Raw genomic sequence first — 24,483 nt, forward strand, 5'->3', positions numbered from 1 at the left:
CATGGGCCTAAGCCTTTTTACAAGCATAAAAAAATGCCGAACTTTTTGCAAAATTCGGCATTCTTATCTGGTATTACAAATTATGCGTTAGCGCCGTGGCAGTTTTTGTACTTTTTGCCGCTGCCACAAGGGCAAGGCTCGTTACGGCCAACGGTTGCTTCTTTGCGTATAGGCTGCGGTGGTGCCATTTCTCGGGTATCTTCCATTGGCATGCCGCTGCTGCTCGATTCATTGAATTCGGGCTTAGACATGCGCAATTTGCTCGGCTGCGGCTGTGGTGCCCTAGCCTCTCTTACCTCGCCAGCATCTTGTTGTACCGGAATGCCTCCTTTAAACAAGAAGCTAACCACCTCTTTGTTTACCACGCTCAACATGCCTTTAAACAGGTTGAAAGCCTCCATTTTGTAAATGATCAACGGATCTTTTTGCTCGTAAACCGCATTCTGAACCGATTGTTTCAATTCGTCCATTTCGCGCAGGTGCTCTTTCCAGCTGTCGTCTATCAAAGCCAAGATAATGGTCTTTTCGAAGGCCTTAGTTACTTCCCTGCCATTGTTGTCGATTGCTTTTTTCAAATCAACCGGCACCTGTATCTGACGGATACCATCGGTAAAAGGTACGACCACCTGGCCAATTTCATGTCCTCTTTGTTTATAGATATCAGTCAACACCGACATGGCCTGGTTAATGACGTTTTCTGATTTACGGGCATAGAAAGCCGTAACTTCTTCGAACAATTTATCGGTTAAGGCATGGATGTTCTTCGAGTTGAACTCGTTTTCGTCGATGCTGGTATCAACTGAGAAGTTCTTGATGACCTCCAACCTGAAGCCTTCATAGTTGGTGCTTTCTTTGTATTCGGTTACGATATCTTCTGCCACATCGAACACCATGTTGTTCATGTCAACGTCTAAACGGTCGCCGAACAAGGCGTTTCTGCGTTTGGCATAGATTACGGTACGTTGCGAGTTCATTACATCGTCGTACTCCAATAAACGCTTACGGATGCCGAAGTTGTTTTCTTCCACTTTTTTCTGTGCACGTTCGATAGAGCTGGTAATCATCGAATGCTGAATTACCTCGCCGTCTTCGATACCCATTTTCACCATGATGTTAGAAATACGCTCCGAACCAAACAAACGCATCAAGTTGTCTTCTAGCGATACGAAGAATTGCGAAGTTCCCGGATCTCCCTGACGGCCTGAACGACCGCGCAGCTGTCTGTCTACACGACGAGACTCGTGACGCTCGGTACCAATAATGGCCAAACCTCCGGCTTCTTTTACGCCTGGGCCCAACTTGATGTCGGTACCACGACCAGCCATGTTGGTGGCAATAGTTACCGTGCCTGCCTGACCTGCTTCGGCCACGATATCGGCCTCTTTCTGGTGCAATTTGGCATTCAACACATTGTGCTTGATGCCACGCAGCTTGAGCATACGGCTCAACAATTCAGAAATCTCTACCGAAGTAGTACCTACCAATACCGGACGGCCTGCTTCTGTCAGTTTCACGATTTCTTCGGCCACTGCATTGTATTTTTCCCTTACGGTTCTGTACACATAATCTTGTTGGTCTTTTCTGGCCAAGCTTCTGTTGGTCGGAATTTCTACCACATCCAATTTATAGATAGACCAGAACTCGCCGGCTTCGGTGGTTGCCGTACCCGTCATACCGCAAAGCTTGTGGTACATCCGGAAAAAGTTTTGCAAGGTAATGGTGGCATAGGTTTGCGAGGCATCTTCTACCTTCACGTTTTCCTTGGCCTCGATGGCTTGGTGCAAGCCGTCTGAGTAACGACGGCCATCCATAATACGGCCGGTTTGCTCATCAACGATTTTGATCTTGCCTTCGTCTATGATATATTCTACATCCTTTTCGAACAAGGTGTAGGCTTTTAACAATTGGTTTACCGAGTGGATGCGTTCTGCTTTTACAGCATAATCGCGCATCAGGTTATCCTTTTTGGCAATTTTTTCTTCGCTGCTCAGGTTCGATTTCTCGATTTCGGCAATTTCGGTACCAACATCGGGCAAGACGAAGAAATGAGCATCCTCGCCCGATTGGGTAATCAGTTCGATTCCCTTTTCGGTCAATTCTACCTGGTTGTTTTTCTCGTCGATATAGAAGAACAGTTCAGAATCTACCTTAGGCATATTCTTAGACTGATCGGCCATGTAATGGTTTTCTGTTTTAAGCAAGGTTTGCCTTACGCTACCTTCGCTCAAAAACTTGATCAGGGCTTTGTTTTTTGGCAAACCACGGTGCGCACGCAATAGGGCCAAACCGCCTTCGCCTTCTTCGGTGCCGGTATTGCCACTGTTGATTAAGCTTTTAGCCTGGTTTAAGGCTTGGGTAACGTAAGCTTTTTGGGCATTTACCAAACGCTCGATGCGTGGCTTCAATTCATAAAACTCGTGCTGGTCGCCAAATGGTACCGGACCAGAAATAATCAAGGGCGTACGGGCATCATCAATCAATACTGAATCGACCTCATCTACCATGGCAAAGTGCAGCTTGCGCTGTACCAATTGGTCTGGCGTTTGCGACATGTTGTCGCGCAGGTAGTCGAAACCAAATTCGTTGTTGGTACCGTAAGTGATATCAGCCAGGTAGGCGTTTCTGCGCTCTTGCGAGTTTGGTTCGTGCTTGTCGATACAATCAACACTAATGCCGTGGAACTCGAACAATGGCCCGTTCCATTCCGAGTCGCGTCGGGCCAGATAGTCGTTCACCGTTACAATGTGTACACCTTGGCCGGCCAAGGCATTTAAGTAGGCAGGCAAAGTACTTACCAAGGTTTTACCCTCACCCGTAGCCATCTCGGCAATTTTGCCACTGTTTAATACCATACCGCCAATCAACTGTACATCGTAGTGAACCATGTTCCATACCACTTCGGTACCAGAGGCGTCCCAACGGTTTGCCCAATAGGCTTTATCGCCAACAATTTTCACATTGCTTTTGCGGGCGGCATAATCTCTGTCAAATTGGGTAGCGGTAACTTCCAGTTGTTCATTTTCGCTTAAGCGGCGAGAAGTTTCCTTTACTACGGCAAAAGCATCGGGCATAATCTGCAATAACACTTTCTCCAATTCGGTATCGCGCTCCTTGCCCAAGGCATCAACCTGGTCGTAAAGAGCTGTTTTTTCGTGCAAAGGCAAATCCTGCTGTTCAGCCTGCTGCTTTACATCGGCAATCTGTGCATCTATTTTGCTTAAGGCTTCGGCAATGGTTGCCTTAAATTCTATCGTTTTGTGTCTCAGTTCGTCATTACTCAACGACGAGAGCTTGGCGTAAGCTTCGTTAATCTGCTGCACCAAGGGCTGCAATGCCTTGATATCTCTTTCTGATTTGCTTCCAAATATCTTGGCTAAAAATCCTAACATGTGTATGGTGGTGTTTTGTGTATATTCAAAAATGTTCAATTAACAACAACCAAACCATTGGCCTTAACAGGTCAACTTGGCAGTTGCAGGGGAGCTTGAGGCTCCAGTTGCCTTTTAATGAGGCTAAATGCGAGATGGAACAGGATTTAGGGACTGTTGTTTCGGGGCTGCTCCCTGGTGGCCGGGCTGGCCCTGAAATGGTTGGGTGCACGGTATTTGGCCGCTTCTGTTTCGGGAAGCGTGCCGATGCTGCTTAAATCGTTGTACGACAAAAAGAAAGGGTTGCGGTCGTGGTCTTGCTGGGCCGTGCCCAACGAAACGATTTCCGTGCCGATCTGCTGCTTGTTGCAGTACCTATCGCTCAAATACCTCAAATCCTCTACACGCTCGGCTTTGGCCAAGTGCGTAAGGCTAAAAAATACAAGAGATATGGTAACGAGGTGTCTCATTCTAGCGGCAAATCTAATTTTAATCTTTTACATACAGAAATCTGATTTACAGCAAATACAATTCCACTTTTCATTTACTGCCAAATCGGCGGCTGAATACGTTTATTTAGATTTTATCCGCGCTTCTGCACAGAAAGCAATATCTTTGTTCGCATAGAAAAACCACTATTGATGAATATTTTACTCCTTGGTTCGGGCGGAAGAGAATGTGCTTTTGCCTGGAAAATCAGCCAATCGGCCCAATGCGACACCTTGTTTATAGCACCTGGCAATGCCGGAACCAGCGCCTATGGCAAAAACGTAAACCTTAACCCCAACGATTTCGAAGCCCTGAAGGCCTTTGCCCTAAAAGAAAACATCGGCTTGCTGGTGGTTGGTCCAGAAGAGCCACTGGTAAACGGAGTACACGATTTTTTTAGCAACGACGAAGCCTTGGCGCACATTCCGGTAATCGGCCCTAAAAAAGAAGGCGCCATTTTAGAGGGGAGCAAGGATTTTTCGAAACAGTTTATGGAACGCCATGGCATTCCTACGGCCAAATCAAGGTCGTTTACCAACGAAAACCTTGCCGAAGGCCTGGCCTACCTGCAAAACCATGCCTTGCCTATCGTTTTAAAAGCCGATGGCTTAGCCGCCGGAAAAGGCGTGTTGATTATTGATAATGTAGCCGAAGCTCAAGAAGAACTTAAATTGATGCTGGGTGGTAAATTCGGCACTGCCGGAACTACCGTTGTAGTTGAAGAATTTTTAACGGGAATTGAGCTTTCTGTATTTGTATTAACCGATGGCAAAAATTACGTGGTGCTGCCAGAGGCGAAAGACTACAAACGCATTGGACAAGGCGATACCGGCCTCAATACAGGCGGCATGGGCTCGGTTTCGCCGGTTCCTTTTGCCAACGAGGCTTTTTTGGCCGAGATCAAGAACAGCATTATCCAGCCCACTATCGACGGACTGCTCAAAGACCAAATCGATTATACCGGTTTTATCTTTTTCGGTCTGATCAAAGTAGGCGACAAGCCTTATGTAATCGAATACAATTGCCGCATGGGCGATCCGGAGACCGAAAGTGTGATCCCGCGCATTGAAAACGACTTGGTAGAACTATTCATGGCTGCCGCCAATAAGCAGTTAGGCAACTATCAGTTAGCCATTAGCGATAAAAACGCAGCTACCGTTATGATTGTAGCCGGTGGCTATCCCGGTCCTTATGAGAAAGGAAAGGTAATTGCCGGCTTAGAAAACCTGCGCGATTCGTTTGCTTTCCATGCCGGAACCTTGTTAGAAGGCGGCCAGGTCAAAACCAATGGTGGCCGGGTATTGGCCATTACCAGCGTGCAAAACAGCCAATTTAATGCCCTGCAATGTGCCACCGCCGATGCAGCCCGTATTTATTTTGACGGCAAATACTTTAGGGAAGACATTGGGTTTGATTTGATGTAAAAGAAGAATACTTTCAAAGTTTATAAAACCGAAAGCCCTGGGAAATCTCTCGGGGCTTTTTATTTCTTGAAATGTTCAATATTTTAACTTGTACCTAAAAGGTTGATAAAATTACATAGTTTTATACTACTTAGTTATCTCAATTTTTAAACCTTACTTAAATCAAAAAAGTTATGAAAAAAATGAATGCACTTAGCAAAGCAGAAATGAAAAAAGTATTAGGCGGCGTTGACAGTGTTGATTGGTGTAATGGAATGGGATTTATCGTGTGTGACTGGACATGCAATAACCATGACCAATCCATACACTTGGGCACGATGACTTGCGATGAAGCTCAAAGCGCTTGTCCTTTTGGCAATACAGACGGCGCAGCATGTGGCGCGGCGTAAGCCTTTTAACATAACAAAAAGGGCCGTATCTTAATCGGATACGGCCCTTTTTTATTTGACTATTTTTATCTGGCTACTTGGCTTTTCCATCTAAGAGTTCAGCCAATTTTTTCTGCAACCCTTCTTCTCTCAGGTTTTTAGCAATAATTTTGCCAGTAGGATCAACCAAAAAGTTAAATGGAATACCTTGTACGCCATACATTTTAGAAACTTCATTTCCCCAACCTTTTAAATCCGAAACGTGGGTCCAAGTCAATTTATCATCTTCAATAGCTTTCAACCAATCTTCCTTAGTCGTTCTAGTTTTATCAGTCATCCCATCTAAAGAAACGCCCAATACCGTAAAATTCTTATCCTTATATTTGTTGTAAGCCATTACAACATTAGGATTTTCTCCTCTGCAAGGTCCGCACCATGAAGCCCAAAAATCAACCAGTACATATTTGCCTTTGAAATCAGATAGTTTTACAGGCTTGCCATTGGGATCATTTTGGGTAAAATCTGTAGTTAACCCAATTTGGGTTTTCTTGGCACCGTCTATAACTGTCTGTATATCTTTGCCCAATTTAGTCGCCCTTACCGCAGCGGTATATTTCATAAATTCTGGTTCGGCTACTTTTGGATCAATATCATAACCCATCGAACTTCTATAAGCGATCAAACCGATATAGGAATCATAGTTCTCTTGGGCAAATTTTTTGGTTAATGGCTCCCTGTTTTTATTTGCCTCTTCATACCTAGCCATAAAGGGCTTCATAAAAGTAGTATCTTTCTTTTGCTCTTTGGAGTAGCCATTATATTCTACCATCAATGCCGCCACCTTGTCATCCATTTCTTTAAACAATGCTTTAAATCTCGCATTATCTTCATTGATTTTTGAGCCGGTAACTTTTGCTTTTTTAACAGAATCTGCTGAGGCAATATTAATTGTAGCTGCCTCAAGGTAAATGTTCAACTGATCTAATGGCACTTTCTTTTTAGGATCAACAGGCACTGCATCATGTTTTACTTTTATTGTGGCACTGAGTGGTCCGTCAACATTGCCCTTGAATTCGAACTTGCCATTTTTAAGCGTAGCCGAATCGATAACACTGGTAGCGCCCACACGATACGTTAAATAGGCCATAGCGGGCTCGTTAAGGTTTCCAACTTTGCCCTTAATAGTATAGGCTTGTTGTGCCATTACGCCCATAGGTAAAAGGCAAACGGCAGATAAGATTAATTTTTTCATTGTTTTATAAATATAAGGTTTAGGTGCTTTAGCTATCAAATATAGTAAAACGTACAAAATTTTGCGACTAATTCTTTTGTAAAATTAGCTGAGCTTCTGGTAGGTACGCCACCACAGGTTGGGCATCTCTCCGTTTACGGCCGTGTTGTAGTCTTCGTACCTGCACGGAACCAGGTGGTAACGCTCGTTTTTGGAGATGCCCGACGGATAGGGTACCTGCATCCACCAACGGTCTGAACGCTTGCTCTTTACAAAATTCATTTCGCCCGACCCGTCTTTTAAACTGGTTCGGTAAATGATGTACTGCGATTTTGGCGTCAGCGGAAAATCCTGCTTGCGGTTGTAAAAACCCTCTAAAAAATACCACACCATCTGCGCCAGCAATAGGGCTGTTTGGCCGTTTCTGTCGTAGGCCGGATTAAACTCGTAAAAGCCGATGGAGGTCAATTTGTCGTTCATCCCGGCATAACGGGCAATGCGGCAGGCATCTTCGCCATAAAAGCCATTGGGCCCGGCATTGCTATTGGCGCAGGCATCAGACGAGCGGATGGCCCCCAAATCGAAGCTGATCATGTTCGCATTGCGCAAAATGGGTTCGGTCAAAGTCATGTCGGGCAAGAACTCACCCAGCCGGTGCACGTCAAAATAGAGCTTGTCCATTACCTTCAGGCTATCCTGGTTTACAAAATAAGTCTGGTAGCCGATATTGCTGAAATTGAACAGGTAATTGGGCTGATGCAGAAAAATCTTGCTCAGGTAAGAAACAGAAGTGGTTTCTACCCCTTCGTGCTCATCTTCGTTCAAATCGAACTTCGAATCGACCACCACCAGGTCTACTTTTTGCTCCAGGCTCTCATAAGCCATGTACTGGGCATAGGTAATGTCTTGTCCGCCACCAATAATAACAGGCAGGATATTCATTTTCACCAATTCGGCCACGGCGGTTTTCACGGCAAAATAAGTATCAGATACTTCCTTTCCAGCTATGATATTGCCTAAATCGATGATCCTAGAAGTAAAAGCCCCTTCGTTAAGCGCATAAAACTGCTCCCTAAAATAATCGGCAGCCAAGGCACAGCCGTTGTTGTTCACGGCGCCACGGTCGTCGTTTACTCCAAAAATGGCTATATCATATGGTTTCTCTTCCAAATCAGGGAACTGATCGGTATAAAACCCGGCCTTCAACCCTAGCTGACTGGTAATAAACCCTTGTTTGGGACTAAATTTTTCGGGATTGATGGGCGAAAAAAAATCTGATAAGGACATAAGGCGGTATGAATGTTGGCATCAAATATCTATTTTTGGGCGCATATTTTAATGAACTCCCTAAAAAAAATGATATGATACTGGTAACCGGCGCAACGGGCTTTTTAGGAGCAGAACTGATCAGGCAGCTTACGGCACAGCAATTAAAGGTAAGGGCCATCAAAAGAAGTACGGCCAATGTTCCCGATTTGATTAAAGACAATTCCTTGGTCGAATGGCGCATAGCCGACATTAACGAGCCTGAAACCTTGGCCGATGCTTTTGAAGGTGTTACCCAGGTTTATCATTGTGCAGCTTTCATTTCTTTCGACCCTAAAGACAAGGCCAAGCTGCTTAAGGTTAACATTGAAGGCACAGCCAACGTGGTTAACCTGTGCCTAGAACATGGGGCAAGATTGGTGCACGTAAGTTCGGTGGCAGCCTTGGGCAACGCTAAAAAAGGCGAACAGATTACCGAAAAGGATTTTTGGGAGTACGATCCGCATGTGCATTCTTACGCCATTTCTAAATACGAGGGCGAAATGGAGGTATGGCGCGGCATAGCCGAAGGCCTGGATGCCATTATCGTCAATCCGGCCGTTATTATTGGCAAAAATGCAGGTTTTACAGGCAGCGGCGCTATTTTTAAACTGGTAAAAGATGGCCTGAAGTTTTATACCGACGGTGCCACAGGTATTGTGGATGTAGAAGACGTAGCCAAATGCATGATTTTACTGATGGACAGCCCAATTACCGCCGAACGCTACACCCTTTCGGCCGACAACCTCAATTACAAGGATTTTTTCGCCTCCATTGCCAAAGGCTTTGGCATCAAAGCACCATCAACCGAAGCCAAGCCCTGGATGTTGGGCATAGCCTGGCGCGCAGCCAAGCTGGCCTCTTGGTTTACCCGGAAAGCGCCGGCACTAACCAAAGATGCGGCCCGCAGCAGCTTTAACCACAGCTACTACAGCAATGCCAAAATCAGCAAAGCCGTTCCCATCCAATTCAAGCCGCTTCAAACCAGCATCATGGAAGTTTGCCAGGCCCTGAAATAAGTAACGGGCTTTTAGTCAAGAACAACAAGTATTGCTATCTTTGCGCCTAACAGAAGCAGGCCTATTTGTTTTTGATTGAGCAAACCTTTATTTATTCCGCAACAATGTTGAAGAAAGCCTTTTACATTATCGATTTTGATAGCACATTTACCCAGGTTGAGGCCTTGGATGAGCTAGCCCGTATCTCTCTGAACAAGCACCCTAACAAAGAGGCTATTTTTCAGCAAATAGAAGATTATACCAACCTGGCCATGGAAGGCAAGCTTTCTTTTTCGGAAAGCCTGGCCCAACGCGTAAAGCTGCTCGAGGCCAATGAAGCCCACCTGAAACAACTGGTTACCCGTTTAAAGAAAAAGGTATCGAGCTCCTTCTCGCGCAACAAAGCCTTTTTTAAGAAACACGCCGATGAGGTGCTGATCGTTTCTGGCGGATTTAAGGAATTTATTACGCCGGTAGTGAGCCAATACCACATCAAAAAGGAAAACATTTATGCCAATACCTTCGTGACCACCGGCGATGGCCAGATTATAGACTACGATCATGCCAACCCGTTAAGCGAAGAAGGCGGCAAGGTGAAGCTGATGCGCCAGCTAGACTTGCAGGGCGACCTATACGGCATAGGCGATGGCTATTCTGATTTTCAGCTGCGCGAAAGCGGCCTGATTAAAAAGTTCTTTGCCTTTACCGAAAATATTGCCCGCGAAAGCATTGTTTCGAAAGCAGACCACGTTACGCCGAGTTTCGACGAGTTTTTGTATGTAAACAATTTGCCCAGGGCGATTTCCTATCCAAAAAACAGGATTTTATGCCTCGTGATTGGCGATGTACCTGCCGAGAGTATCGCCGTGCTCAAAAAAGATGGGCTTTCAATCAGGCATAAAACTTCTTTTGAAGAGAAATATGTGGGCGATGTAGGCATGATGCTTTTGGCCGATGGCGAAAAAATTGAGGACGACAAGCTCAAACGCGCCGTTAAGCTCAAAACCATTGGCTATTTGGGCAACGTTAAAAACAAGTTCTCGCTGCAAACCTGCAACGAAATGGGCATTGTGGTATTCGACGATCCTAAAGCCAATCCGCGCAATGTTTCCTTTCTGCCTAAAAGGATGATCGATTTCATGAACAAGGGCACCACGTACCTGAGCTGCAATTTCCCGAACCTGCAGTTGCCGGCTATCGACAAGTCGCACCGTTTGATCCACATCCATAAAAATGTACCAGGCATTATGGCGCAGATCAACACCATCTTTGCCAAACACAACATCAATATTGTAGGGCAGTTTTTAATGACCAATGCGACCTTGGGCTATGCCATTACCGATATTAATGCCGAGTACGACAAGCAGTTGTTTAAATCGCTTAAAAAAATAGACCATACCATTAAGTTTAGGGTATTGTATTAATGCCTTTCAGCGCTTGGCCAATTGCCTGCCCATTAAATTTTCCCTAAATTGCAACCATGATCAACGCATCGCTTACCGTTTTGAGCTTTTCAGAAGCCTTTAAGGCCTGGAAATGGGTGCGCCTGATCAGTTTGGTTATTGCTCGGCCAAGCTAAGCCGATTATTTCTTAAATTTAGGGCATTGTGCCCACCCCAACAATAGATTTAATGACCTTATTGGCCCTGCTGCACGGCAAATGGCCTTCTTCAATATATCACCATGGATTTTACGCCAGAAATCAAGCACAAGCTAGACAAGCTTCAAGAAAAATACGAGGCTATGGGCCAGGACATGGCCTCTTACCTCGACGGCCTTTTGTATGCCGATTTCCTCACCTATTGGGACTACATCCACCTGGACACGCTCCTGAGCCTGCAAAGCCCCAAAACACCTTTCCCCGACGAGGAGATTTTCATCATGTATCACCAGATTACGGAGCTCTATTTCAAGCTTTCGTTACATGAGTGCAGGCAAATTGCAGAGCATCCGCAACTTACGGCACAGTTTTTTACCGAGCGGATCAAGCGCATTAACGCCTATTTCAATGCACTCACTACGTCTTTCGAAGTGATGGTAAACGGCATGGAAAAAGAGCAGTTCCTCAAATTCCGTATGTCGTTGTTGCCAGCCAGCGGTTTCCAGTCGGCCCAGTACCGCATGATAGAAATCAGCGCCACCAACTTTACCCAGCTGGTTGACAAGAGCCAGCGCGAGGCCTTGAAAAACGCCAGCATCGACGAGCAGTTCGAGTATATTTATTGGAAATTTGGCGCTACCGAACTGGCCACCGGCAAACAAACACTTACCCTTAAACAGTTTATCCAAAAATATGCCACCCAGTTTCTGCAGCTGGCCAAAGCGCGCGAGCACAGCAATTTTGCCGCGCTGTACCAGCGGCTGGAAAGCCAAGGCGCCGACGTTAGCGAACTGGCCGAGGAGTTGCGCAAACTGGATTTGTATGTAAACGTAGAATGGCCGTTGTCGCACTACAAGTCGGCCGTACGCTACCTGGAGAAGGATCCGGTCGACATTGCGGCTACCGGCGGTACCAATTGGCAAAAATACCTGCCGCCACGTTTCCAAAAACGCATTTTTTATCCTTTTTTGTGGACCGAAGAACAAATAGAGGAATGGGGAAAATCGTGGGTGCTTAGTGTGCTCAAAACACTTCGAAATGACAAATAAATTACGTTAAAACACGTTTTTTCCCTACTTTTGCAACAATAAATCTTTAAAACCGTGATAGATACCTTACAAATCAAGACTACACAAACCAGCCACTCGAGGCTGGGGGAAACAGACTTCAATGTGCTGCCTTTCGGAAAGGTCTTCACCGACCACATGTTTGTTGCAGATTTTGAAGATGGCGAATGGAAGAATTTTGAAATCCTGCCTTATGGCCCAATTGCCATGAGCCCGGCCATTTCTGCTTTGCATTATGGACAAGCCATTTTTGAGGGAATGAAGGCCTACCGGTTGCCAAACGGCGAGGTAAGCGTATTTAGGGCCGACAAAAATTTTGAGCGTTTCAACATTTCGGCCGCGCGCATGGCTATGCCTACCATCCCTGAAGAAGTGTTTATGCAAGGTATTGCCAGCCTCATCAATATCGACAAGGCTTGGGTACCCAGCGAAGAAAACTACTCTTTGTACCTGAGGCCGGTTATGTTTGCCACCGATGCCGAATTGGGCGTAAGGGCAAGCGCCACCTATAAATTTGTGGTATTAGCCAACCCAAGCGGCCCTTACTACAACAAGGCCCTGAAAGTAAAAATCGAAACCCACTATACACGTGCCAACGAAGGTGGCGTAGGCTATGCCAAAACCGCCGGCAACTATGCGCGTTCGTTGCATCCTTTTGCCGAAGCCCAAAAAGAAGGCTTCGACCAGCTGATCTGGACAGATTCGGCAACGCACCAATACGTAGAAGAATCAGGCGCGGCCAATGTGATGTTCATTTTGAACAACAAACTGGTAACGCCTGCCGTTGGCGAAACCATTTTAAATGGCGTAACCCGCGATACGATTATTGTACTGGCCAAAGAAATGGGTATTGAAGTAGAACAAAGAAAAGTGTCGATTGCCGAGATTTTGGAAGGCGCCAAAAACGGCAGCTTAACCGAGGCCTTTGCCGTAGGTACTGCCGCAACGGTTACCCAAATTGGCAGCATCGGCTACGATGGCGAGCTTTACACCTTAGCTGATGTAAGTACACGCACCATTTCGCCTGCCATTGCCAAAAAACTAAACGATATTCGCTACGGCCTGGTACCAGACCAATTTGGCTGGAACTGGGTAGTTTAATGATATTCGCTATACCTCATCGGTTAAATCCATGAGGTATAGCGCTTCTATTACCGATTGGCTTCTTCCCTTTCACGTTGTTCGCGACGTTCCTGCCTGCGCTTGCGGCGCTCTTCCCTATCGCCTTTCATTTGTTCGAAAGATGCAATCTTAGCCCTGATTTCGGCTTCTTTTTGTGGCGTAACGCCGATACTGTATTTGACACCCTGAAAAAGGGTTTTCCATATAAAATTAAAGAAAGAACTGGTGGGTTTGCGCTCAAACTGAACGGGTGCAATGATGAATTTTCCAGTCGAATCGGGATTATCTGAGCGGATAACCAAGGCATTGGCCAAAATAGAAAGCAGCGCCTTGCGTTTCAGCCATTCCTCGCCTTCTTCTTTTTTAAGCAGGGTAAGTGACAAATCACTGAATCTGAACTTAACCTGGCCTTTGGCTTCTTGCTCGTTGGCAGCTATATCAAAGGCAAATTGCTTGATTGTTCCCTTGTTGATCTGCATCAAACCCAATGCTTTGGAAACCTGATTGAGCTTACGGCCATCCATATCGCTAATGTTGCCTTTGTAGCTAAAAGCACCAATGGGCGAGTTCAAATCGAATTTAAAGCTGATCTCCAATTTGCCTTGCCCCATGATGTAGCTCTGCAAATCGGCCTGCATGATGGGCAGCACCTCTTTTACTTTAGGCATATTGGTCACATTGCTAAGGGTTCCCGAAGTCTTCTCGAAAGTAATCTTGCCCTTTTGCAGGCTTCTTCTGCTAAACTCGGCATAGCTGATGTTGATATTGCCCAGGCTTACTTTTTTAATGCTGATCGGCAGATCGAGTTTTTGCAGCAACTGTTGCGGAAATCGCCCGGTTCTTACTTTTTCCAATTTGGGAAAAGTGCTGTTCCTGAACACCGAAACGTTGCCTTCGGCAATATGCATGTCATTGGCATAAAGCGCTTTTTTTTGGATAAAGGCAGGCAAATCGATGCCATTTAAAACCAGATTATCCAGTTGGATATGGTAACGCGATTTGGCATAGCCCGCCACGCGGGCAAAGGCTCCTTCGCTATACCTGGGCACTGCCCCAAAATGCTTGAGGCTGAGCTTGCCACTCTTGGCATTGAAATCGAGCTGGTGCACGTTGAGGTGGTACATGCTGTCGGGCGTGGCATAGGTATAATCGCTGATGTTGATGTCGATATCTTTGAGCAGGTACAAACGGCTGGTGTCTTGTGCCGATGTTGGATCGATGAGCCAATCTTTGAGGGTCACATTCATGTTGGCTAACGAATCGATTTCGGGTACCGGCCCATTATTGTCCACATATTTCAGCTTCATGTTCTTAAAATCGACTACTTCTACCCTCAACGACTTAAAGAGCTTGGCAATGTATTCGTATGGCGATTTGCGCGGCCTTGGCGGCAGGTTATCGTTAAAATCGAAATGCCTGTTTACCATGGTCACTTCCGGCTTATCGAACAGCAACAATTTTACGTCTACCACCTTGTCGAAATAAATAGACCACGGCTTAAATCTTTTGACCGACAACTTTTTCAGTCGGATATAGTAAAGGTTGTTAGGCGCTTTTTGCGCGGCAATCAATTGTTTAAAAACAGTGGTATCGGGCGTAATCCTGACCTCGCCAATGGTAGCCGTGCCAGTTATAAAATTGGTATGAATGTTGGCAAAATCAAGGCTGTATAGCCCATGGGTAGAGGTGCGAACCAACGCTCTAAGCTCTTTGCCAATGATGGGCTTCAGCTTTATGCTAAGATACCATGATGCACCGGCCAGCCCCAACACTACAAAAAGCAGTATCGCCACTATCCATTTGAAGAACCTGAATTTACGCTTTGGTCTTTCGGCCATGTTATTGGTTTCCATTTTTGTGCATCCCAATATACAAGAAACCGATTGATTTTATGCTATCAATGGCATGCTTCGTGATCGATTTGAATTAGGCAACGCTATGGTATCGTTTGTTGGCGAAGAACACCAACAAGGGCAAAAAAACCACCGGTAGCCACAAAAACTAAGATTTGGCCTTTTTCTTGGGTGTTTCGCGTTCTTTTTTGCCTTGCGCTTTGGGTGGTCCCGATTTAGGGTTTGCCATTTTCTTCATTGGCACAATTCCAATGCCCGCGGTTTCGCGCATACCCGTAAAAATGCTTTTCCACATCAGGTTAAAAAAAGATGCCTGGGGTACCCTTTCATAAGCAATTTTTGCCGTTCTTCCTGCTTCGCCTTTACTCGGATTGTCGTTCTTAATGAGCAAGGTATTGGCCAGAAAAGAAAGCAAGCCCTTTTCTTTTTTCTGCCCTTCATCATCCTTTTTCAAAAGTTTGACCTTCAAATCGGTATAATAAAAGTGCATGTTGCCGCTCGATCGCCTCACATTGGCATGGACAGCGAAATCCACCTTTTGCACCTGACCGCTTTCAATTTCGATCAACCCTAGTGATTTAGACAGCGGGTTAAGCACTTGCAGGTTGAATGGCCCCACAGTTCCGGTATAGTCAAAAGCAGCATCGGCAGCATTCAGGTCGAAATCTATCTTCACGTTCATTTTGCCCTTGCCCATCACATAAGTGGTTAAATTGGCCAGCGCATGGCCATGGGTAAGCAACCTGGTCGAGTCGTTGGTGACGTTTAGGATACGTCCCCCGAGGTTTTCGAGCCTTACCGTACCCCGTTCTTGGGCCTGCGGATTGTATTCGGTATAAGCAACATCAACTTGGTTTATTTGCAGGGTATCGACCAAAGTTTGGATGGGTAAGCGCTTGATGGCCACATGCGGATAGTTGCGGCCCTTGTCAAAATTAGGTGGAGGCAGTTCGCGGTTCATAAACACGCCCACTTTTGCCGGACCAAGCTCCAGTTTTTTAACATGCAGTTCGCCATCGTTATTCAGCCCAACAAAATCGATTCCGCTTAGGTTTATTGCTTTAAAATTTAAATCGTAGCGGTCTTTCTGTTCCTTGTACATCCGGCTAAAGGCCAAATCGGGGTACCTGGGTATTACTTTGAGGCCTCTTATCTTTAAAGTCTTTTTGCTGATGGAACCTTCCAAAGTATCGAGTTTGAGCGTATACATTTTGTCTTTGGTAACAGATTGATAGCCATTCAGCGCAAAACCCATATCCTTGGCATAAAAAACGCGGGTGCTATCTTGGTCGGCCAGCGAATCAATCAGTACATCGCGCACATGAACGGTCAGGTGCTCAATGGCATTAAGCTTTTTGGTGCCGTTGTAATAATCGAAATCGGCATCAACAATCCTAATGCTGCCAATCCTGATAGACCTGATGCTTTTCGAAAGCTGCTGATAAAGAGTCCGGTCGTCCTTTTTCGCTTCACGCTTGGCCACTTTATGGTAAATCATGTCGATAGAAGGATGATCGAGCACAATCGCATTCATTTTGATTTTTTTGTTAAAATAGGCACCCAAAATACCTACCCTGCTCAGTTTCAGGTGCGCCAGCTTGATCCTGAACAAATGCGTAGGCGCCTTCTTTTGCAGTTTGAGCTGGTTGTATACATTGGTATCGGGGCTGAGCGTAATGCTGTCGAGCACCGCATTGCCACTGATCAGGTTGAGGTGGACATCCTTAAAATCGATGTGGTATAATTGATTGGAGGCTTCGGCCACGCCTGCTTTGAGCTTGGTGCTGAGCAGGGGCTTCCATTTTTGTCCGAGGTAAATGGCGGCGCCGCCCAACAATACAATGAGCACAAGCAATACGCCGCCCGCCCACCAGGCTATTTTTTTGAAGTTGCGTTTTTTAGTCGGCATAATCTGTTTTTATCCTTTCTAATACAACAAACAGCACCATATTGTTTGCCAATTGTAAGGAGAGCCGATTTTTAGGCTGACAATTTGTCATTTATAAATTATATTTTGTATTTTTGATGCCCTTAATTTTAATAATTACTGATGATAGATTTACAGCTTAGCGACAAGAAACACGACGAAGAACGCCAGGGAGAAGCCTTGCTACTGGAAAGCCAGCAAAAGGGCGACGGCAGGAAACTGTATATTGAAAGCTACGGCTGCCAGATGAATTTTGCCGACAGCGAAATTGTGGCTTCGATTTTGGCCGATACCGGCTTCGAAACCACCGGCGACTACCATCAGGCGGATGTGATTTTTATCAATACCTGCTCCATCCGCGAAAATGCCGAACAGCGCGTACGCAACCGCCTGTCGCAGTTTGGTGTCGAAAAAAGAAGAAACCCCAAGCTGATTGTGGGCGTTTTAGGCTGCATGGCCGAACGGTTGAAAGCCAAGTTTCTGGAAGAAGAAAAGCTGGTTGACGTGGTAGTAGGCCCCGATGCCTACCGCGACTTGCCACAATTGATCAATCAGGTAGAAGATGGCCGCAAAGCGGTAAACGTCATCCTCTCCCGCGAAGAAACCTATGCTGATATTAGTCCGGTTCGTTTAACCGGCAATGGCATTACGGCCTTTATTTCGATTATGCGGGGTTGCGACAACATGTGTTCGTTCTGCGTAGTACCTTTTACCCGTGGCCGCGAACGGAGCCGCGATCCTTTTTCTATTGTAGCCGAAGCCCAAGATTTGTTTGACAGAGGCTATCGCGAAGTAACCCTTTTGGGCCAAAACGTCGATTCGTACCGCTGGAGCAAGGCCCAACCGGCCAAAGCCACCGCTACCGACCTAGCCGACGAAATGAACACCCTAACCGGCGACGCTTTGTTGGAGGCCTTGATCAACAAAACAGATTTACCGGCAACCATGGCCAAAGCCAGTGGCGATGAGGTAGATGCCGTTAACTTTGCGCAGCTGCTGACCATGGTGGCCGCCATCAGCCCCGATTTAAGGGTTCGCTTCTCTACGTCGCATCCTAAAGACATTACCGACGAGGTTCTCTATACCATTGCCAAGCACGATAACATCTGCAACTACATCCATTTGCCGGTACAATCGGGCAATTCGAGGATTTTGGCGCTGATGAACCGCACCTATACCCGCGAATGGTACATGGAACGTATCGATGCCATCCGCAGGATTATTCCGGGTTGCGCCATCTCCTCAGATATCATTGCGGGCTTCTGCACCGAAACCGAAGAAGAGCATCAGGATACTTTGAGCATCATGCATTATGCCCGATATAATTTTGCCTATACCTTCTCCTATTCGGAGCGCCCGGGAACCTTGGCGGCACGTAAATACACCGACGATGTACCTGAAGACGTGAAAGCCCGTCGCCTGGCCGAGATCTTCAAAAAACAGCAGGAAGATTCATTGGCTTGTTTAGAGGAATTTGTTGGCAAAACCGTTAAGGTGCTGATTGAAGGCTTCTCTAAAAAATCGGATAAGGAATATCGCGGCCGCAACGACGAGAACGCCATGGTCGTTTTCCCGGTTAGCGATTCGGTAAAACCAGGCGAATACGCCAACGTTTACATCGAAAGCTGTACCTCGGCCACTTTAATAGGTCGAATTGCTTAGATACAGTTGGCAGTATGAGGCTGTAAAAAATTAGATTAAAGGTAGAGCGATGGACAAAAGACAGGTCTCAAATCTCATATCTCACATCTCAATACTAAAGAATGGATATACAAGACATTAAAAACAGGTTCGGTATCATCGGCAATTCGCCTTTGCTTAACCGGGCCATAGATATTGCCAGGCAAGTTGCCCCAACCGACATGTCGGTATTGATTACCGGCGAAAGCGGCAGCGGCAAGGAAGTTTTCTCGCACATTATTCACCAGATGAGCACCCGCAAACATGGTGCTTTTATTGCGGTAAACTGCGGTGCCATACCCGAAGGAACCATTGACTCTGAATTATTTGGCCATGAAAAAGGCTCTTTTACCGGCGCACATGAAGCCCGCAAAGGCTATTTTGAAGTAGCCAACGGCGGTACCATTTTTTTAGATGAAGTAGCCGAATTGCCCTTGGGCACCCAGGCGCGTTTGCTACGCGTGCTCGAAAGCGGCGAGTACCTGCGCGTAGGCTCCTCTAAGGTGCAAAAAACCGATGTGCGCATTATCGCGGCCACCAACGTCGACGTGTACAATCAGGTAAAATCGGGCAAGTTTCGCGAAGATTTGTATTACCGCTTAAACACCGTGCCTTTACGCATTCCGGCGCTCCACGAACGCAAAGAGGATGTTTACCTGCTTTTCCGCAAGTTTGCAGCCGATTTTAGCGACAAATACCGCAGTCCGGGCATACAGCTGGAACCAGATGCCGTCCAAATGCTGAGCAACTACAGCTGGCCGGGAAATGTGAGGCAGCTGAAAAATATTGCGGAGCAGATCTGCGTTTTAGAGAAAGACAGAAACGTAACCGCCCAGGCATTGCTCAAATACATACCCAACGAACAGGCCAACAACCTGCCTATGGCCATTAATGGCAGCAGCAAAGAAGATTTTTCGGAAAGGGATATCTTATACAAAGTGCTGTTCGACATGAAGAAAGACATGGTTGAGCTGAAAAAACTGGTTGCCGAAATCATCCAGAATGGTGGCAACACGGCACACATCGTAGCCGATAACCCACAGTACATCAACCAATTGTACCAGGATGTAGACCTGCAACCGCTGAGCAGCGAACCTACCCTAACCATTAAACATCCAACTAATAGTATTCCTTCCGATTTCAACTACGCGCACGATGCGGAGGAAGTGGAAGAGTCGCTATCGCTGGTTGACAAGGAATCAGACCTGATCAAAAAAGCGCTAAAGAAACACAAGGGCAAACGCAAGTTTGCGGCACAGGAACTGGGCATTTCGGAGCGTACTTTATACAGAAAAATCAAAGAATTAAATCTCTAGGCTATGAAAAAACTCATTTTCTTTTTGGTGGTACTGCTGGTGGCAGGCTGTGGCTACAAGTTTAACGGCGCATCAACCGAGGGATTAAAAACGGTATATGTGAAATATATCGAAAACAATGCGCCTTTGGTAGAGCCTACGCTCAGCCAAACCCTTACCGAAGACCTCAAAGAGCGCATCCGTAACCAAAGCAGGCTGGTTATAACCCAAAACACCGATGCCGACGCGGTATTTGAAGGCCGTATTACAGGTTACGAAATCAAGCCTATTGCCATACAAGACAATACCCGTCCCGTGGCAGGTGCCAACCGTTTAACCATTACGGTGAGCATGAAATATATCAACAACGTAGATACCGGCAAAAGAAAACAAAGTTTTGATGAGGTTTTCACTGCTTTTACCGATTTTTCTTTGTCGGGACAAACCCTTGCTTCGCAACAGCAAAAGCTGATTAAAGAGGTAAATGTAAAGCTTACCGAGAACATTTTTAACCGTGCTTTTGCACAATGGTAAAGGAATTGAACTTTCAATTGTTAACTTAGCTGCATGGAGTTGGACTTAGAAATTAAACAACAATTAGCCGAATTACTTGCAAAACCAACTTTGGTAACGCAGGCACATGTCGCTATGTTGGCCGATTTAACCAAGGCCTATCCCTATTATCAGCCCCTTCACCTGCTCTTGGCTAAAGCCAGTTTGGGCAGCACGAGGCATGAGCACCATTTGGCTACCGCGGCGCTTTACAACAACGGCAGCTTATTGCATCAAATTATTTACAGACCCGATAGCCTAACCACTACGGCCATTGAGGTGGTTCACCCCCTGAAAGAAGAACAGCCAGCCAGCTTAACCGATGAACAGGAAACCTTTGATGAAATAGCCGAAGTAGCAATGGCACCAGCCGAAATGCCAAGCGACGAACAAGAAACCTTCAACGAAATTGCAGAGCTGGAGACTTTACCGGCGCAGGCAACCCCAAGCGAAGAGGAAAGTACCGAAAACTTGGCGGGGCAACCTGCCGACGAACAGGAAACTTTCGACGAAATAGCCGAACTTGATGCCAGGGAGTTTGCACCAGAGCAGGAAGAAACCGAAGCCGAAGCCGTAGCTAACAACCTAGCTACTGCATCCCAAACAGCCCCTATTGCCAACGACATGGCCATTGGCAGCATTGTGGCTACAGATTTTTTCGCCTTTGAAAAAAACTTTAAAACCGAGCAGGGCGACACCGCAACAACAGCCACCCCGATTGTACAACCCGAAGAATACGACCAAGAAGCCGAAGCGCAAACGGTAAGCAAGTATAACGACGACAAGTTGCCTTACACCTTTTTATGGTGGCTGGCCAAAACGCGCAAAGAACACGAACAGATTTTTCAGCCTTATGTAACGCCTAAAAAAACTGATCCGGCACCACTTACCGGCGATTTGCAGCACCAGTATGTAGAGCACATTTTCCATATCCAAACACCGTTCAATGCCAATGAGGCCGGCGACGGCGAAATGGCAGAAAGACCCGCCAACAAGGGTGACGAAATTATCGAGGCATTCATCAAAAGCGAACCTCAGATCGGTCCGCCAAAGCCAGAACAGATCAACAACGAGAACAAGGCCAAGAAAAGCGCCGAAGACAACTATGATCTGGTTTCGGAAACCCTGGCCTCTATTTACATCGAACAAATGCTTTATCACAAGGCGATAGACACTTATGAAAAATTAAGTTTGAAGTTTCCAGAAAAAAGCCGTTACTTTGCCGACCTTATCCAATCTTTAGAAAAGAAAATTTAACAACTTATTTATATATGGTAACCTTTTTAATCATTTTATTAGTTATTTTTTGTGTTGCTTTAGGACTTTTTGTATTGATCCAAAATCCAAAAGGCGGTGGTTTGGCTACCGGAGGCGCAGGCAGCAACATGTTTGGCGTACAACGTACGGGCGACGTTTTAGAAAAAGGCACCTGGATTTTGTTGACCCTGATCGTAGTAGCTTCATTGGCCATTACCAGTATCAGTAAGTCTGGAAGCGGCGTTGCAGGCACTGGCTCTAAAATCGATGAGCAGATCAACAAAGCCGCAACTCCTCCAATTATTGGTGGCAATGCACCTGCAAAATCTTCAACTACTCCAGCGACTACGCCTAAAGCTGGCGACAGTACCAAGAAATAATTTCACTCCATTGAAATAAAAAAACTCCTGAGCAAACCTCAGGAGTTTTTTTGTCTATAGCCTACACTATTCAAAATTTATTCGGCACTTTTGTGGGCAACCCCAACAAACCACATCAACTATGGATCTTTTTTCACCCGAAATCGGACTAACCGTCTATCAGCTATTTATGGCAGCGGTTTTAGTATTGCCTATCGTTTTTCTCGTGAGGTATCTCAGGAGAAAAAACAGAATCCCAAAAGCCAAGGGCAGGAACTGAAAGCCGACCACCACTAGCGGGCATTGATTCAAGCTTGACACTTCCTACCTCGGTTTTTCTGCCAGTCTGACACCCCTTAAATCGCTCCGGCAAACCATTCTCTGCCAGTGCGTGCAAATTTGTCAAGCGCAAACAGCTTGGCACAAAAACTGTTCGTTTTATTTTATCGTATTATTGCATACGAGTTAAATTAATTATCAAAACTAAAAATAAAGCGTATTTATGTCATTAAATCTTAAACCAGTTGCCGGCACAGCAAACAGAGTGATTGTTGAACCTGCTGCAGCCGAAGAAAAAACAGCATCGGGAATCTATATTCCGGATACGGCAAAAGAAAAACCATCAAAAGGTACTGTGATTTCAGTTTCTGAAGAAGATTCGGAAGGCAAAAAACCTACTGTAAAAGCCGGAGATGTAGTTATCTATGGTAAATATGGTGGTACTGAGTTTCCTTATAACGGAAAAGATTATCTAATTATGCGTGAAAGCGACATTTACGCAATAGAAGGCTAAGTATTAAATCAAAAAACCAAATCATTAATTAAGTATGTTTTGAGTGAGACATCCCGTCTCAAATCTCCATACTCCTATCTCAAATCTAGTAATAATGGCAAAACAAGTAAAATATAACGTTGAAGCACGCGACTCGCTGAAAAGAGGCGTCGATATTTTGGCAAACGCAGTAAAAGTAACCTTAGGTCCTAAAGGCCGTAACGTAATCATCGACAAAAAATTCGGTTCTCCGGCAATCACTAAAGACGGTGTAACCGTAGCCAAGGAAATCGAATTGAAAGATCCCATCGAAAACATGGGTGCGCAAATGGTCAAAGAAGTAGCTTCTAAAACCGCTGATATTGCCGGTGACGGAACCACTACCGCTACCGTTTTGGCGCAGGCTATCGTAACTGCAGGTATTAAAAACGTAGCGGCCGGCGCTAATCCAATGGATTTGAAACGCGGTATCGACAAAGCTGTTGCGGCTGTAGTAGAGAACTTGAAAAAACAATCTCAATCGGTTGGCGACGACAACAACAAAATCAAACAAGTAGGCTCTATCTCTGCCAACAACGACGAAGTAATCGGTGCACTGATTGCAGAAGCGATGAAAAAAGTAGGCAAGGATGGTGTTATCACTGTTGAAGAAGCAAAAGGTACCGAAACCGAAGTGAAAACCGTAGAAGGTATGCAGTTTGACAGAGGCTACCTTTCTCCATATTTCGTAACCAATGCCGACAAAATGGAAGCCGAATTGGATAATCCTTTCATTTTGATCTACGACAAAAAAATCAGCAACATGAAAGAATTGTTGCCTGTGTTGGAAAAAACCGTACAAACCGGCAAACCATTAGTGATCATTTCTGAAGACTTGGATGGCGAAGCTTTGGCTACCTTGGTTGTTAACAAAATCCGTGGTTCGTTGAAAGTGGTTGCAGTTAAAGCACCTGGTTTCGGCGACAGAAGAAAAGCTATGTTGGAAGACATCGCTATCTTAACCGGCGGTATCGTAATCTCGGAAGAAAGAGGCTACAAATTGGAAAATGCAGACTTGACCTACTTGGGTTCGGCCGAGAAAGTAGTTGTTGACAAAGACAACACCACCATCATCAACGGTGCTGGACAGTCAGAAGATATCAAAGCCCGTGTAGGCCAGATCAAAGCTCAAATCGAGACTACTACTTCTGATTACGACAAAGAAAAACTGCAAGAACGTTTAGCTAAGCTTTCGGGCGGTGTTGCCGTATTGTATGTAGGCGCGGCTTCTGAAGTAGAAATGAAAGAGAAAAAAGACCGTGTTGACGATGCTTTGCACGCCACACGCGCCGCAGTTGAAGAAGGTATTGTTGCAGGTGGTGGCGTAGCCTTCATCCGTGCGGTAGCTTCGTTAACTGACCTAAAAGGTGCCAACGAAGACGAAACCACCGGTATTGCCATCGTGAAGCGTGCCATCGAAGAGCCATTGCGTCAAATCTGCGAAAATGCAGGTATCGAAGGTTCTATCGTGGTACAAAAAGTAAAAGAGGGCAAAGACGACTTCGGTTACAATGCCCGTACCGATGTTTACGAAAACCTGATTGGTGCCGGTGTAATCGACCCAACTAAGGTAAGTCGTGTGGCTTTAGAAAACGCCGCTTCTATCGCAGCCATGTTGTTGACAACAGAGGTTGTTTTAGCCGACGATCCGGAAGAAGCTCCTGCTGGTGCAGGTATGCCTCCAATGGGCGGTGGCGGCATGGGCGGCATGATGTAATCAACTGCGCCATAAACACATAGCTCAATAGCTTAGAATCCCTCACAACCAATGGTTGTG

General features: G+C 45.8%; 19 protein-coding genes. 13 read left to right on the plus strand and 6 right to left on the minus strand.

From position 1 onward, the window contains the following. Nucleotides 1-80 precede the first annotated feature (80 nt). Together secA and AC6H1S_RS16750 are read right to left on the minus strand one after the other, a co-directional pair. A complete protein-coding gene (gene secA / locus AC6H1S_RS16745) occupies nucleotides 81-3,389 on the minus strand; it encodes a preprotein translocase subunit SecA (RefSeq protein WP_497564349.1) in 3,309 nt (1,102 codons plus the stop codon). A gap of 146 nt (nucleotides 3,390-3,535) precedes the next feature. Further along, nucleotides 3,536-3,838, minus strand: a complete 303-nt coding sequence (locus AC6H1S_RS16750) for a hypothetical protein (protein ID WP_497564350.1) — start codon at nucleotides 3,836-3,838, stop codon at nucleotides 3,536-3,538. A 171-nt stretch (nucleotides 3,839-4,009) separates the two neighbouring features. Between AC6H1S_RS16750 and purD the strand changes: the two genes are divergently transcribed. Together purD and AC6H1S_RS16760 are read left to right on the plus strand one after the other, a co-directional pair. After that, a complete protein-coding gene (gene purD / locus AC6H1S_RS16755) occupies nucleotides 4,010-5,281 on the plus strand; it encodes a phosphoribosylamine--glycine ligase (RefSeq protein WP_497564351.1) in 1,272 nt (423 codons plus the stop codon). Between the two features lie 173 nt (nucleotides 5,282-5,454). Continuing rightward, nucleotides 5,455-5,670 carry a hypothetical protein gene (locus tag AC6H1S_RS16760; protein WP_497564352.1) on the plus strand — a complete coding sequence of 72 codons (216 nt, stop codon included), beginning with the start codon at nucleotides 5,455-5,457 and terminating at the stop codon, nucleotides 5,668-5,670. Nucleotides 5,671-5,743: 73 nt separating this feature from the next. Here AC6H1S_RS16760 and AC6H1S_RS16765 read toward each other — a convergent pair whose 3' ends face one another. Together AC6H1S_RS16765 and AC6H1S_RS16770 are read right to left on the minus strand one after the other, a co-directional pair. Then, entirely contained in the window at nucleotides 5,744-6,901 is a 1,158-nt protein-coding gene (locus AC6H1S_RS16765; RefSeq protein WP_497564353.1) for a redoxin domain-containing protein, read from the minus strand. Between the two features lie 84 nt (nucleotides 6,902-6,985). After that, complete coding sequence (locus tag AC6H1S_RS16770) at nucleotides 6,986-8,167, minus strand: formimidoylglutamase (protein ID WP_497564354.1); 1,182 nt, start codon at nucleotides 8,165-8,167, stop codon at nucleotides 6,986-6,988. Nucleotides 8,168-8,241: 74 nt separating this feature from the next. Here AC6H1S_RS16770 and AC6H1S_RS16775 point away from each other — a divergent pair, with 74 nt between their 5' ends. From AC6H1S_RS16775 to AC6H1S_RS16790, 4 genes are all read left to right on the plus strand, one after another. Next, nucleotides 8,242-9,204: an NAD-dependent epimerase/dehydratase family protein gene (locus tag AC6H1S_RS16775; RefSeq protein WP_497564355.1), complete on the plus strand. Its 963-nt coding sequence runs from the start codon at nucleotides 8,242-8,244 to the stop codon at nucleotides 9,202-9,204. A 104-nt stretch (nucleotides 9,205-9,308) separates the two neighbouring features. Beyond that, nucleotides 9,309-10,607, plus strand: coding sequence for an HAD family hydrolase (locus AC6H1S_RS16780; RefSeq protein WP_497564356.1), 1,299 nt, complete (start codon nucleotides 9,309-9,311; stop codon nucleotides 10,605-10,607). A gap of 259 nt (nucleotides 10,608-10,866) precedes the next feature. Then, nucleotides 10,867-11,832 carry a tryptophan 2,3-dioxygenase family protein gene (locus tag AC6H1S_RS16785; protein ID WP_497564357.1) on the plus strand — a complete coding sequence of 322 codons (966 nt, stop codon included), beginning with the start codon at nucleotides 10,867-10,869 and terminating at the stop codon, nucleotides 11,830-11,832. Nucleotides 11,833-11,886: 54 nt separating this feature from the next. Then, nucleotides 11,887-12,951, plus strand: a complete 1,065-nt coding sequence (locus AC6H1S_RS16790) for a branched-chain amino acid aminotransferase (protein ID WP_497564358.1) — start codon at nucleotides 11,887-11,889, stop codon at nucleotides 12,949-12,951. A gap of 50 nt (nucleotides 12,952-13,001) precedes the next feature. On the opposite strand, the gene AC6H1S_RS16795 is transcribed toward AC6H1S_RS16790, so the two are convergent. Beyond that, on the minus strand, nucleotides 13,002-14,825 hold the full coding sequence (locus AC6H1S_RS16795; RefSeq protein ID WP_497564359.1) for a hypothetical protein: 1,824 nt from the start codon (nucleotides 14,823-14,825) through the stop codon (nucleotides 13,002-13,004). A 148-nt stretch (nucleotides 14,826-14,973) separates the two neighbouring features. After that, a complete protein-coding gene (locus AC6H1S_RS16800; protein WP_497564360.1) occupies nucleotides 14,974-16,734 on the minus strand; it encodes a hypothetical protein in 1,761 nt (586 codons plus the stop codon). A 141-nt stretch (nucleotides 16,735-16,875) separates the two neighbouring features. Between AC6H1S_RS16800 and AC6H1S_RS16805 the strand changes: the two genes are divergently transcribed. The 7 genes from AC6H1S_RS16805 (at nucleotide 16,876) to groL (ending at nucleotide 24,423) form a co-directional block, all read left to right on the plus strand. Then, nucleotides 16,876-18,414: a MiaB/RimO family radical SAM methylthiotransferase gene (locus AC6H1S_RS16805; RefSeq protein ID WP_199136058.1), complete on the plus strand. Its 1,539-nt coding sequence runs from the start codon at nucleotides 16,876-16,878 to the stop codon at nucleotides 18,412-18,414. A gap of 101 nt (nucleotides 18,415-18,515) precedes the next feature. Then, nucleotides 18,516-19,748, plus strand: coding sequence for a sigma-54 interaction domain-containing protein (locus tag AC6H1S_RS16810; protein WP_199136060.1), 1,233 nt, complete (start codon nucleotides 18,516-18,518; stop codon nucleotides 19,746-19,748). A 3-nt stretch (nucleotides 19,749-19,751) separates the two neighbouring features. After that, the gene (locus AC6H1S_RS16815; RefSeq protein ID WP_199136062.1) at nucleotides 19,752-20,261 is read left to right on the plus strand and encodes an LptE family protein; all 510 of its coding nucleotides are present in this window, start codon (nucleotides 19,752-19,754) and stop codon (nucleotides 20,259-20,261) included. Between the two features lie 33 nt (nucleotides 20,262-20,294). After that, complete coding sequence (locus tag AC6H1S_RS16820) at nucleotides 20,295-21,536, plus strand: DUF8458 domain-containing protein (protein ID WP_497564361.1); 1,242 nt, start codon at nucleotides 20,295-20,297, stop codon at nucleotides 21,534-21,536. A 14-nt stretch (nucleotides 21,537-21,550) separates the two neighbouring features. Beyond that, nucleotides 21,551-21,916 carry a preprotein translocase subunit SecG gene (gene secG, locus AC6H1S_RS16825; RefSeq protein ID WP_497564362.1) on the plus strand — a complete coding sequence of 122 codons (366 nt, stop codon included), beginning with the start codon at nucleotides 21,551-21,553 and terminating at the stop codon, nucleotides 21,914-21,916. A gap of 481 nt (nucleotides 21,917-22,397) precedes the next feature. Further along, nucleotides 22,398-22,688 (plus strand): co-chaperone GroES, encoded by a 291-nt coding sequence (locus tag AC6H1S_RS16830; protein ID WP_199136075.1) that lies wholly within the window; start codon nucleotides 22,398-22,400, stop codon nucleotides 22,686-22,688. A gap of 94 nt (nucleotides 22,689-22,782) precedes the next feature. Next, complete coding sequence (gene groL / locus AC6H1S_RS16835) at nucleotides 22,783-24,423, plus strand: chaperonin GroEL (protein ID WP_199136077.1); 1,641 nt, start codon at nucleotides 22,783-22,785, stop codon at nucleotides 24,421-24,423. Nucleotides 24,424-24,483 lie beyond the last annotated feature (60 nt).

The sequence above is a fragment of the Pedobacter sp. TM02 genome (assembly GCF_059705275.1).

Bases quoted from the DNA above. Each gene is read 5' to 3' on its own strand.
- secA (WP_497564349.1), bottom strand. From the start codon at position 3,389: ATGTTAGGATTTTTAGCCAAGATATTTGGAAGCAAATCAGAAAGAGAT.
- AC6H1S_RS16750 (WP_497564350.1), bottom strand. From the start codon at position 3,838: ATGAGACACCTCGTTACCATATCTCTTGTATTTTTTAGCCTTACGCAC.
- purD (WP_497564351.1), top strand. From the start codon at position 4,010: ATGAATATTTTACTCCTTGGTTCGGGCGGAAGAGAATGTGCTTTTGCC.
- AC6H1S_RS16760 (WP_497564352.1), top strand. From the start codon at position 5,455: ATGAAAAAAATGAATGCACTTAGCAAAGCAGAAATGAAAAAAGTATTA.
- AC6H1S_RS16765 (WP_497564353.1), bottom strand. From the start codon at position 6,901: ATGAAAAAATTAATCTTATCTGCCGTTTGCCTTTTACCTATGGGCGTA.
- AC6H1S_RS16770 (WP_497564354.1), bottom strand. From the start codon at position 8,167: ATGTCCTTATCAGATTTTTTTTCGCCCATCAATCCCGAAAAATTTAGT.
- AC6H1S_RS16775 (WP_497564355.1), top strand. From the start codon at position 8,242: ATGATACTGGTAACCGGCGCAACGGGCTTTTTAGGAGCAGAACTGATC.
- AC6H1S_RS16780 (WP_497564356.1), top strand. From the start codon at position 9,309: ATGTTGAAGAAAGCCTTTTACATTATCGATTTTGATAGCACATTTACC.
- AC6H1S_RS16785 (WP_497564357.1), top strand. From the start codon at position 10,867: ATGGATTTTACGCCAGAAATCAAGCACAAGCTAGACAAGCTTCAAGAA.
- AC6H1S_RS16795 (WP_497564359.1), bottom strand. From the start codon at position 14,825: ATGGAAACCAATAACATGGCCGAAAGACCAAAGCGTAAATTCAGGTTC.
- AC6H1S_RS16800 (WP_497564360.1), bottom strand. From the start codon at position 16,734: ATGCCGACTAAAAAACGCAACTTCAAAAAAATAGCCTGGTGGGCGGGC.
- AC6H1S_RS16805 (WP_199136058.1), top strand. From the start codon at position 16,876: ATGATAGATTTACAGCTTAGCGACAAGAAACACGACGAAGAACGCCAG.
- AC6H1S_RS16810 (WP_199136060.1), top strand. From the start codon at position 18,516: ATGGATATACAAGACATTAAAAACAGGTTCGGTATCATCGGCAATTCG.
- AC6H1S_RS16815 (WP_199136062.1), top strand. From the start codon at position 19,752: ATGAAAAAACTCATTTTCTTTTTGGTGGTACTGCTGGTGGCAGGCTGT.
- AC6H1S_RS16820 (WP_497564361.1), top strand. From the start codon at position 20,295: ATGGAGTTGGACTTAGAAATTAAACAACAATTAGCCGAATTACTTGCA.
- secG (WP_497564362.1), top strand. From the start codon at position 21,551: ATGGTAACCTTTTTAATCATTTTATTAGTTATTTTTTGTGTTGCTTTA.
- AC6H1S_RS16830 (WP_199136075.1), top strand. From the start codon at position 22,398: ATGTCATTAAATCTTAAACCAGTTGCCGGCACAGCAAACAGAGTGATT.
- groL (WP_199136077.1), top strand. From the start codon at position 22,783: ATGGCAAAACAAGTAAAATATAACGTTGAAGCACGCGACTCGCTGAAA.